This window comes from Acinetobacter sp. UBA1496 (assembly GCF_002324975.1).
GTDB classification, from domain to species: Bacteria; Pseudomonadota; Gammaproteobacteria; order Pseudomonadales; family Moraxellaceae; genus Acinetobacter; species Acinetobacter variabilis.
The window spans coordinates 1-8,458 of sequence record NZ_DCRI01000091.1 but is presented as its reverse complement, the minus strand read 5'-3'; the positions used below and the strand labels follow the sequence as shown (position 1 = coordinate 8,458).

At 44.9% G+C, this 8,458-nt stretch carries 8 protein-coding genes; 6 read left to right on the top strand and 2 right to left on the bottom strand.

Annotation, left to right across the window (positions count from 1 at the left end):
• Positions 1–120 precede the first annotated feature (120 nt).
• The 6 genes from thiC (at position 121) to B3143_RS09800 (ending at position 5,516) form a co-directional block, all read left to right on the top strand.
• Positions 121–2,016 (top strand): phosphomethylpyrimidine synthase ThiC, encoded by a 1,896-nt coding sequence (gene thiC, locus B3143_RS09825; RefSeq protein WP_286740280.1) that lies wholly within the window; start codon positions 121–123, stop codon positions 2,014–2,016.
• A gap of 79 nt (positions 2,017–2,095) precedes the next feature.
• Positions 2,096–2,731 (top strand): NUDIX domain-containing protein, encoded by a 636-nt coding sequence (locus B3143_RS09820; protein WP_286740278.1) that lies wholly within the window; start codon positions 2,096–2,098, stop codon positions 2,729–2,731.
• Positions 2,728–3,540: a metallophosphoesterase gene (locus tag B3143_RS09815; protein ID WP_286740271.1), complete on the top strand. Its 813-nt coding sequence runs from the start codon at positions 2,728–2,730 to the stop codon at positions 3,538–3,540. The genes B3143_RS09820 and B3143_RS09815 overlap by 4 nt, the downstream gene beginning before the upstream one ends.
• Positions 3,541–3,748: 208 nt before the next feature.
• A complete protein-coding gene (gene dksA / locus B3143_RS09810; RefSeq protein WP_004787252.1) occupies positions 3,749–4,276 on the top strand; it encodes an RNA polymerase-binding protein DksA in 528 nt (175 codons plus the stop codon).
• 2 nt (positions 4,277–4,278) lie between these two features.
• Positions 4,279–5,199, top strand: a complete 921-nt coding sequence (gene gluQRS, locus B3143_RS09805) for a tRNA glutamyl-Q(34) synthetase GluQRS (protein WP_286740268.1) — start codon at positions 4,279–4,281, stop codon at positions 5,197–5,199.
• 56 nt (positions 5,200–5,255) lie between these two features.
• The gene (locus B3143_RS09800) at positions 5,256–5,516 is read left to right on the top strand and encodes a zinc-ribbon domain-containing protein (protein WP_286740391.1); all 261 of its coding nucleotides are present in this window, start codon (positions 5,256–5,258) and stop codon (positions 5,514–5,516) included.
• On the opposite strand, the gene ftsW is transcribed toward B3143_RS09800, so the two are convergent.
• The gene (gene ftsW / locus B3143_RS09795) at positions 5,505–6,701 is read right to left on the bottom strand and encodes a putative lipid II flippase FtsW (RefSeq protein WP_004787257.1); all 1,197 of its coding nucleotides are present in this window, start codon (positions 6,699–6,701) and stop codon (positions 5,505–5,507) included. The genes B3143_RS09800 and ftsW overlap by 12 nt on opposite strands.
• A 20-nt stretch (positions 6,702–6,721) precedes the next feature.
• The gene (gene murD / locus B3143_RS09790; protein ID WP_286740266.1) at positions 6,722–8,068 is read right to left on the bottom strand and encodes a UDP-N-acetylmuramoyl-L-alanine--D-glutamate ligase; all 1,347 of its coding nucleotides are present in this window, start codon (positions 8,066–8,068) and stop codon (positions 6,722–6,724) included.
• Between the last annotated feature and the right edge of the window lie 390 nt (positions 8,069–8,458).

Below are 8,458 nucleotides of genomic sequence, written 5' to 3'. Positions count from 1 at the left end.
ACCTGCGTAGGAATCAAGCCATCTAAAAACGACTACCCTTGTTTTATCTACTCCCAGATAATTCTATCCACGTTTTTGGTCGTGCTTGATTCGTTGATGTCATTCATAAGGATCATTGCAATGAGCCAGTTAACGAATCTTTCTTCTGAAACTTCCCTTACTCCACACGAACAGGAAGCGCGTGATCTGACCCGCATTCTGCCGGCTTCGCGTAAAGTCTATCTGCAAGGCTCACGTCCTGATATTCAGGTACCCATGCGGGAAATTTCTCTTAGCGAAACCCCGACTGGCCTAGGTGGTGAATATAATGCACCGCTGATGGTCTATGACACTTCAGGGGTTTATACCGATCCAAATGTTGAAATTGATCTGAATAAAGGCCTGCCAAATCTACGTGAAGGCTGGATTGAACAGCGTAATGACACAGAAATGCTGGATGATTTAAGCTCTGAGTTCGGTCGCCAACGCTTACGTGATATCCGTACTGCCAACATCCGCTTTGCTCATATTCAGAAACCACGCCGGGCTAAACATGGCCAGAATGTGACCCAAATGCATTATGCCAAACAGGGCATTATTACGCCGGAAATGGAATATATCGCGATCCGGGAAAACCTGCGTCAGCTGGAAGGTACCGATATGCGCCAGCATCCGGGACAGAATTTTGGTGCCAAAAATTTACAGGAAATCACGCCTGAATTTGTCCGTCAGGAAGTCGCTGCAGGCCGTGCCATTATTCCTGCCAATATCAATCACCCTGAACTGGAACCAATGATTATTGGTCGCAATTTCCTGGTAAAAATTAATGCCAATATCGGAAACTCTGCGCTGGGTTCAAGTATTGAAGAAGAAGTGTCAAAAATGACCTGGGCCACCCGCTGGGGTGCCGACACCATTATGGATCTGTCGACTGGTCAAAACATCCATGAAACTCGTGAATGGATTATCCGTAACTCACCAGTGCCAATTGGTACAGTCCCAATTTATCAGGCTCTTGAGAAAGTCAACGGTGTAGCTGAAGACCTGACTTGGGAAATCTTTAAAGATACCTTGATTGAACAGGCTGAACAGGGCGTGGATTACTTCACGATTCATGCCGGTGTGTTATTGCGTTATGTACCGCTGACCGCGAATCGTCTGACTGGTATTGTCTCACGCGGTGGTTCGATCATGGCACAGTGGTGTCTGGCACATCATCAGGAAAACTTCCTCTATACCCATTTCGATGAAATCTGCGAAATCATGAAAGCCTATGATGTGTCTTTCAGCCTCGGGGATGGCTTACGTCCGGGCTGTATTCAGGATGCCAATGACGAAGCACAATTTGCTGAACTGCGCACTTTGGGTGAACTAACGCATCGTGCCTGGGAACATGATGTTCAGGTGATGATCGAAGGTCCGGGGCATGTACCGATGCATATGATCAAGGAAAATATGGATCTGCAGCTGGAAGTCTGTAAAGAAGCCCCTTTTTATACACTTGGGCCATTAACCACAGATATCGCACCGGGTTATGACCATATTACTTCGGCGATTGGTGCCGCGATGATTGGCTGGTACGGTACCGCGATGCTTTGCTATGTGACACCGAAAGAACATTTAGGCTTGCCGAACAAGAAAGATGTGAAAGACGGCATCATTACCTACAAGATTGCCGCACATGCTGCCGACTTGGCCAAAGGTCATCCAGGTGCTCAAGCCCGTGACAATGCCCTGTCTAAAGCCCGTTTTGAGTTCCGTTGGGAAGACCAGTTTAACCTGAGCCTGGATCCGGACACAGCACGCAGCATGCATGATGAAACCATGCCAAAAGCGGCACACAAATCGGCTCACTTCTGCTCGATGTGCGGACCGAAGTTCTGTTCAATGAAAATCACCCAGAATGTGCGGGATTATGCCAGCCAGTTATCTGCTGATGAGACCCCGGCTGTAACGCAGGCAGAGATTGAAGCCGGCCTCAACCAGATGAAAAACGATTTCCACAACTCTGGTCAAAAATTGTACCACAAGGTGTAAAACTTTAAAAAAAACAGTTGTTTTCATAAAAATCTCAGATAGGATGAAAAAAATAAGTTATTTCATCCTTTTCTGAGTTATGAATATTATTAAACAAGCCTCTTATAATAAAAAAGATTTTAGGATAGAGGCCCGTGAGTTTTTATATCGGGGATTTATTCAGGTGGAAAAAGTCACGATACGTCACCGTGTCTTCCATCAGGAATCTTATACACCTGCATTGCAGCGTGAGCTCATCCATCGTCCTGAAGCCGCTGGGGTGCTGCTGTATAACGATCAGCAGCAAAAATTCGGCTTGATTGAACAGTTCCGTATTGGGGGACTGGATGATCAGGATACGCCATGGCAACTAGAAGTCATTGCCGGTGTACTGGATGGCAATGAAACGCCTGAGACCTGTATTCGCCGCGAAGCTTTCGAAGAGTCAGGTTGTACCATTGATTCCTTGCAGCATCTTTTCAGTTTCTATCCTTCTGCCGGTGCCTGCTCGGAACTGTTTCATCTTTATGTCGCCCAGACTGAACTGCCTGAAGAAGGCGGTGTTTTTGGCATGCCGGATGAAGGGGAAAATATCCAGCTGCACATTCTGGATTATGCCGATATTCCGACCCTGCTGAGTAATGGTCGCCTTAGAAATGCACCTGTGATTATGGCACTGCAATGGCTACAGCAGCATCAGCAGGCTGTCCTGTCAGGTTTAAGGGAGCAGACATGACATCGGAACAATTCAATCCTGCATCACCACAAGAATGGACTATTATCCAGATTTCTGACACCCACTTGATGAATCAGCCCAATCTGGAATTCGCGTATATGAATCCGGAACAGAGCTTTCATGAAGTCATGCAGCATATTCAGCACAATTTTCCAGAAATGGATGCCTTAGTACATACTGGTGATCTGGCACAGGTTCCGGTCGCAGAAACCTATACGCGTTATTTAAAATATATCCAGTCTTGCCAGGTGCCCTATTACCAGATTCCGGGCAATCATGATGACATCAAGGTCTTTCCTTTTTATCAGGATCGAGATCAGGCTCATGCGATTCATTTTGGCAACTGGACCCTGATTTTACTGAATAGTGCAGTCCAGGATCGGATAGATGGTTGGGTAGAACAGGCTCAACTGGCACAGCTGGACCAATTATTGCTTGAATATCGTAATCAGTATGTGATGGTAGCTTGCCATCATCATCCTTTTGCGATGAAGTCGCACTGGATTGATCAGCACCGGCTAAAGAATGCTGAAGACCTGAAAGATATGCTGGCCCGGCACCAGAATGTGAAGCTGGTTCTGTTTGGTCATGTACATCAGGATTCCTGCAATGAATGGCACGGTATCCAGTTTTTATCGACGCCATCGACCAGCGTACAGTTCAAACCCAAGAGTGACGAATTCGCGCTAGACCAGGCAGCACCTGGCTATCGTGTATTACATTTGAAACAAAATGGGGAGTTCGATACACATATCGAACGTGTGACCTTAAGCCAGCAAAATATTAATACCGAAATTTCAGGTTATTAACTTTGCATTTTATTTTTTTTGAATTACTTTATTGCAACCAAAGGAAATGTGATATCTATAATCCAGACATCAAAGACTATCAAAAAGCATAAAAAGTCTATATGATGACGACCCCCGTAGGAGGATAATCTTTCTACAGGGTGGATAAAAATTGCATATCACCATATTTTTTGCGTATTACATACGCATATGATGAGGAATGCCCTAAATGGCGAATGACAACCAAAATCAAGTCTTAGACGAACAAACTGATGTTGTAGAGGAAAAACCTACAAAACGTGTGCGCAAATCTAAGCCGAAAACGACTGAGGGTGGTTCTACTGCTAGCTTATTTGGTATTGAACCTTATCAACCTAAAAAAAATGAAGAATACATGTCTGAAGGGCAGCTTGAACACTTCCGCCAAATTTTGATGGCATGGAAAGCTGAACTGATGTCAGAAGTTGATCGTACTTTAAATACGATGCAAGACGAAAACACTGCGCTCCCTGATGTAAACGACCGTGCAACTCAGGAAGAAGAATTTGCCATCGAACTTCGTACTCGTGACCGTGAACGTAAACTGATCCGCAAAATCGAGCAATCTATCGAAGCAATTAAAAATGATGACTACGGTTTCTGTGAAACTTGTGGTATCGAGATTGGTCTGCGCCGTCTGGAAGCACGTCCAACTGCAACTTTATGTATCGACTGCAAGACTTTGGCAGAGATCAAAGAGAAGCAAAATAACGGTTAAGCATGTCTTTAAGTAATCCCTCCCTGACCCTCCCTTTATCAAAGGGAGGGAAAGCTGAAGAGAATTACGTGGGCCGGTTCGCGCCATCGCCAACCGGCCCTTTGCATTTTGGTTCCCTCATTACCGCAGTCGCTAGTTACTGCGATGCCAAAGCCCATCAGGGGCGCTGGCTAGTCCGTATTGAAGATACAGACATCCCGCGAATTTATCCCGGCAGCGAAGAACATATTCTACGTGCAATGGATGCTTTTGAATTCGAGCCATATGGCGAAATCATCTACCAGAAAGAGCGTCTGGATATTTACGAAAATGTCATTCAGCAACTGCGCCAGCAGGGTCTGGTTTATGCCTGTCAATGTACCCGCAAAATGCTGGGCTCCAATCATATTTACCAAGACACCTGTCGTGACTTAGGTTTGCCTTTTGAACATCAAGCAATTCGGGTCAAGGTTGAAGATGTTGAAATCTGTTTTGAAGACCGTCTGCAAGGTCAACACTGTTCACAGTTAAAAAAGGACTTGGGTGACTTTGTACTGAAACGCCGTGATGGCATCATCAATTATCAGTTGGCAGTCGTAGTCGATGACTATCTGCAAGGCATGACCCATATAGTTCGCGGTGCAGATCTTTTAGATAATACCGAACGTCAGATTTATCTGGGTCAATTGTTGGATTATCCGCGTTTAAGCTATATGCATTTACCACTGGCAATGAATGATCAGGGCCAGAAACTGTCCAAACAAAACTTGGCGCAAGCACTGGATCTTAATCAGGCTCCCCTGCTCTTGCAACAAGCACTTCAAGCCCTATGTCAGGTGCCCGTAGAACTGGATCGCCCTGCTCGTATGCTCAAACAAGCCGTCGCACAATGGGACATCTCCCGAATCCCGCATACAACTGAGCTACAAGGTCACTATTTATAAAAACGGGTTTTCACTTAAGCTAAAAGCAATAACAAAGGCGAGTGAGAACCATAACAATGTTTTTTATTTTTGGTGTAGGACCGAAAACCAAGGTCATTGAAAAAAGCCAGTTTCTTTGTCCAGTTTGCAGAACTCGTTCTGGGTATGAACGAAAACAGCAGCGTAATTATTTTTCTTTATTTTTTATTCCGCTAGTTCCACTTTCCAAGGCGAAAAGTACTTTTGTGCGTTGCCTGAATTGTGGAACCGTCATGCCGAGCACAGTACTTGACCATGCTCAGCCTGATCCACAGCGCTCGTCTAATCTAGAAGCTTGATTCTTCCCGGCTTGGATTGACCTGTTGAGTGGTTGAGTCAATTTTCAGAATCAAACTGATCATCACTGCACAAACAATAAGTGATGAACCGCCATAACTAATAAATGGCAGGGTCAAACCTTTAGTTGGCAATAGGCCCATATTCATCCCAGCGTTTACCAGAATCTGCAACAGGAAAATGATACTGATCCCATAAGCCAGATAACCTGCGCGCAAGTATTGATGCTGCAAGGCACGATGCCCAATCCGGATACAGCAGACCATCACAGTAAAGGACAGAATCAGAATGGTAGAAATACCCAAAAAACCAAATTCTTCCCCTAAGATCGCTAACATAAAGTCAGTATGCGCTTCAGGAAGATATGACATTTTCTGGATACTGTGGCCTAGCCCTACTCCCGTCCATTCACCACGACCAAACGCCATCAAGGCATTGGAAAGCTGATAACCTGTACCAAGCGGATCTTCCCAAGGATTCGAGAAAGACAGTAAACGTTGTAAACGATAAGGTTCCAGAGCAATCGCAGCAGCAAATGCACCCAACAAAGTAATAAAAGCGACACCGAACTGAATCCAGGGAGCACCTGCCAGAAAGAATACACCGAGCATGGTCAGGGTAATTACCACCGTTGCACCCAAGTCAGGCTCAAGAATAATCAGACCAACCGTTGCACCCATGATGGCGCTTAAACGTACCAAGCCCTTGATATTATTACGAACCTCTTCAGCACGGCGCACGACGTAGTCAGCGGTAAAAATTGCCATCATGACCTTAGCGACTTCCGAAGCCTGCAAGGTAAAACCGGCTACCCGAATCCAGCGCTTGGAGCCGTTTACCTCAGTCCCGACAAAGAGTACGGCGACCAGCAAAACAATAGTAATAATCCATAAAAAGAAGGTGTTATTGAACCAGACTTTTAATGGAACTTTATAAGCTAGAAAGGCTGCACCCGCCGCAACCAGAATCGAGATCGCATGTCGGGTTACATAGTGGAAAGCATTTTCATGCATCCGTTCCGCATAAGGCATCGAAGCCGATGCCACCATGATCGAACCGATGCACAGCAAAGCCAGTACACAAAAAATCAGCACATTACGCGGATTAACTTCAGCAGGCAGCTTAGGTACCCACTGCTGATAAAATTGATTAATTTTATTGATCGCAGTCTGAGCAAACTCAGCCATATCACGAATCCTTGTTATTCTTAATTGAGTTCATTCACATAGGCCACAAACTTGCGACCACGTTCCGGATAACCGGAGAACATGTCAAAACTTGCACATGCAGGAGACAATAACACGACATCATGTGCCTGAGTGCGCTTCTGGCAAATTTCTACTGCTTCCTGCAGGCTTTCCGCATGAATCAATTCAGTCGTACCCGCAATCGCTTCTTCAATAATTGGGCGGTCCACACCAATCAATACGGCTACTTTTGCATACTTAGATAATGAGTCACGTAAAGCAGTAAAGTCCTGGCCTTTACCTTGACCGCCAAGAATAATAGCAACCTTGCCACCTTGAGCTTCGATCGCCATGCCTAGACCATCAAGTGCTGCCAGTGTTGCACCAATGTTGGTTCCTTTGGAGTCATTATAATAACGTACCCCATTGACTTCTTTAACGAATTCACAGCGGTGTTCCAGACCTTTAAAGGTTTTTAAAGTGTCCAGCATAATGTCGATTGGTAGGCCAATCGCTTCACCTAAAGCTAAGCAAGCCAAGGCATTTGCCACATTATGGGTACCTTGAATATACATGTCAGAACTTTTGAGCAGACGTTCACGACCACGTGCCAGCCAGATTGTGCCGTCTGTATCTTTGAGAATACCGTACTGGTTGATGTCCGGTGCATTCAAACCAAAGCTCTGCATCGGTATTGCATCTGGAACCAGTGGACGGGTCAGTGAATCATCACGGTTAAACACCACTTTTTTTACACCTTGGAAAATACGGTGTTTGGCGGTGTGATAACCCATCATGTCGCCATGACGATCCAGATGGTCTTCACTCATATTCAGAACAACAGCCACTTCAGCCTGCAAGTTTGATGTGGTTTCTAACTGGAAGCTCGACAATTCCAAAATATACAGTTCAGGATCATCTTTGGTCAGATCCAGTGCTGGACGACCAAGATTCCCCCCAACTGCCACTTTTTTACCCGCATTCGCTGCCATAAGACCGATTAAAGTCGTTACGGTACTTTTGGCATTTGAACCGGTAATGGCCACAATCGGCTTATCCGTCGCACGACGTAAAATCTGGATTTCACTTACCACAGGAATACCTTGTGCCAGTGCTGCTTGAATCTCAGGCAGTTTTGGATCGAGTCCCGGACTGATGATAATTTCTTCGGCAGAGAGCAACAGATTCTGGTCAAACTTGCCAAAACTGGTCTGTACTTCCGCAGGAATCTGGTCATGTCCCGGTGGGGTAGCTCTTGAGTCCGTTACTGCAACGCGGTAGCCCTGGTCATGTAAGAAGTTGACCGCTGCAACACCTGAAATTCCGAGTCCTGCAACGACTTTTAATCCACCACGTTGTATTAACATTTTCGCCCCATTTTCTGGTCTATTTTAAAACTGACGAAATGGTAGCACTTTGCTGTTTTGAATGCTTTTTCTGTTTTGACTTTCTCTGGCATTTTTTGTGTCAGGGCGTAAAAAAATATCGTTCAATCTTCATCTTTAATCGGTTTAATAATTAATAAATTTTTATTGGCGTCATTATGGGAATAAAAGTTAAGACCATGCTATCCATAACTTGAAAGGAAAATCAGATAACGTTTCCATTCATATATAGAAAAATAGTGGATTCTTCTCACCCAGATAAATCAATAAGTTTCTAAAAAATAAAAAAATGAGGGAGCTTATTTCTAAACTCCCCCTACTCATTTGCATGCTCAGTTTTTATTCTCAAACAGAATAGACCTCTTGCGAAAG

Bases quoted from the DNA above. Each gene is read 5' to 3' on its own strand.
- murD (WP_286740266.1), bottom strand. From the start codon at position 8,068: ATGTTAATACAACGTGGTGGATTAAAAGTCGTTGCAGGACTCGGAATT.
- ftsW (WP_004787257.1), bottom strand. From the start codon at position 6,701: ATGGCTGAGTTTGCTCAGACTGCGATCAATAAAATTAATCAATTTTAT.
- gluQRS (WP_286740268.1), top strand. From the start codon at position 4,279: ATGTCTTTAAGTAATCCCTCCCTGACCCTCCCTTTATCAAAGGGAGGG.
- dksA (WP_004787252.1), top strand. From the start codon at position 3,749: ATGGCGAATGACAACCAAAATCAAGTCTTAGACGAACAAACTGATGTT.
- B3143_RS09815 (WP_286740271.1), top strand. From the start codon at position 2,728: ATGACATCGGAACAATTCAATCCTGCATCACCACAAGAATGGACTATT.
- B3143_RS09820 (WP_286740278.1), top strand. From the start codon at position 2,096: ATGAATATTATTAAACAAGCCTCTTATAATAAAAAAGATTTTAGGATA.
- thiC (WP_286740280.1), top strand. From the start codon at position 121: ATGAGCCAGTTAACGAATCTTTCTTCTGAAACTTCCCTTACTCCACAC.
- B3143_RS09800 (WP_286740391.1), top strand. From the start codon at position 5,256: ATGTTTTTTATTTTTGGTGTAGGACCGAAAACCAAGGTCATTGAAAAA.